This is a genomic window from Candidatus Thiosymbion oneisti (assembly GCF_900092655.1).
Lineage (GTDB): Bacteria > Pseudomonadota > Gammaproteobacteria > Chromatiales > Chromatiaceae > Thiosymbion > Thiosymbion oneisti.
Map to the genome: position 1 here is coordinate 1 of NZ_FLUY01000537.1, position 1,692 is coordinate 1,692.

Annotated in this window: 3 protein-coding genes and 1 pseudogene; all 4 read left to right on the top strand. The window is 47.7% G+C overall.

Translation table 11 applies throughout. The features are described 5' to 3' along the window. Nucleotides 1-199, top strand: a pseudogene (locus BQ17_RS21515) (transposase); the annotation flags it as partial. A 10-nt stretch (nt 200-209) separates the two neighbouring features. Next, nucleotides 210-563, top strand: coding sequence for a hypothetical protein (locus BQ17_RS05425; protein ID WP_141699123.1), 354 nt, complete (start codon nt 210-212; stop codon nt 561-563). A gap of 71 nt (nt 564-634) precedes the next feature. Then, on the top strand, nt 635-853 hold the full coding sequence (locus BQ17_RS05430; RefSeq protein WP_089724989.1) for a hypothetical protein: 219 nt from the start codon (nt 635-637) through the stop codon (nt 851-853). Continuing rightward, nucleotides 850-1,113 carry a Txe/YoeB family addiction module toxin gene (locus tag BQ17_RS05435; protein ID WP_089724991.1) on the top strand — a complete coding sequence of 88 codons (264 nt, stop codon included), beginning with the start codon at nt 850-852 and terminating at the stop codon, nt 1,111-1,113. The genes BQ17_RS05430 and BQ17_RS05435 overlap by 4 nt, the downstream gene beginning before the upstream one ends. Nucleotides 1,114-1,692 lie beyond the last annotated feature (579 nt).

Consider the following 1,692-nt stretch of genomic DNA (forward strand, 5'->3'; position numbering starts at 1 on the left):
GCAAGCACCCAAGATCCTCGCGCGACTAGGCATCGACGGGGAGCGATTTATCGACTTTGCCGAGCGTTTTCTCAAGGGATTTGGAACAGCGGTCGGCGCACCGGCGTCGCTCGCGAATCTCTGCGCGCGGCGTCAGGCTAAGTACCTGCGTGGCATCCGGACTGCGCGAGCGGTGTTTGTAGCCAAACAGGCGGCGTGATAGGGTTTGAGTGGGTGGAGTCCGCTGTGAGAACCGATTGGGTTATCCGTTCCCCGATCATCTCATCATCAGCGACGAAACCTATCATAGTTTTGTCGATTCGGGGATCTTCAAGAAACTTCAAGCAAGTGAAAAATGGATTTTGCCTTATAAACTCAAGGAGAGATACAGGAATGAAGGAAAAAGTGAAGGGATTCAACTTGGGAAGGAGGAAGGATTAAAAGAAGGGGAAAAGAAAGGTAAGATTGAAATGGCAATAGTATTAAAACAACAAAATGTTGAAATCTCGATTATACCCAAAGCCTTTGGATTACCGGAAAAAGAAATTGAAGAATTGTATCGACTAAAAAGCAAACCAATCTAAGGATGGATTGTGCGAGGGCGTATTATATGTCACTATGGCACGATCCATCCTATCATAAGAGGTTAAATGGCATGAAAACAGTCACATTAGTAATTGATGACAGTATTGATGAAAAGTTCTTTTGGCTATTGAAACATTTCTCGGAAAACGAAGTGAAAATTCTTGAGCAATTTGAATATCTCAATGATGATGAGTATCTTAGATCAGTAAATGGAATGGTGGAAAGCATCAAAAAAGCCAGAGATGAGCCGCTCGAAAAAGGTGTGTCGCTGGATAAATTGGATTGGTGATGTACGATATAGTTTTTATGACGCAGGCTCAGAAAGACGCAAAGAAATTATCATCGGGCGGCTTGAAAGGTAAGGCATTAAAGCTAATTGAAATAATAAAAGTCAATCCTTTTCAACATCCTCCAGAATATGAGTTACTAAAAGGAGACATGAAAGGTTTGATTAGTCGTCGCATCAATAGGCAGCATCGATTAGTTTATGAGGTTATTGAGTCGAAAAAGTTAATAAAAATATACAGAATGTGGACTCACTATGAATAACCCAATCTCTAAAGCCACCTACCGTGTTGCCTAACATTTGGCTGCAAGCGACCCAATGCCACGGTCCGGCTCCTCAGCGACTTTCAAGCTCAGTGCCACGCGGCATTGGGCGCCTGAGCCAAGCCGTCAGGCGCGGCTAAAATTGAGCTCGTAGGCTGGGGTGAGCTTGCGAACCCCAGGAAAGAAGCTGGGGTTCGTACCTCACCCCTAGCCTACGGTCCTGCGTAGGATGGATGTAGGATGCGGTGAGCGCGGCAAATCTTACGGGATGACATTACGAAGCGGCGCGAACCGCATCAATAGACGCCTAGGCAGCGGCGAACCGCAGCTTTGGAGGCCCGCCGCCTGCGCGTCCCGCACGCACACAGTGTCCGACATGCGCTGTTCAGCCTACCTGGTGAGCACAGCCCACCCTACGGTTACATGCAAAATATGAAGAAACGAAGTGCTAGTTGGGTAGCGAGTCTCCCAGCGTGAATTTCGATACCCCTCACTATACTGCCACACGGCACAATCCGAGCTTTTGAATTTCCCCCTCACCCCCGCCCTCTCCCGGAGGGAGAGGGAGTGAAATGCGCA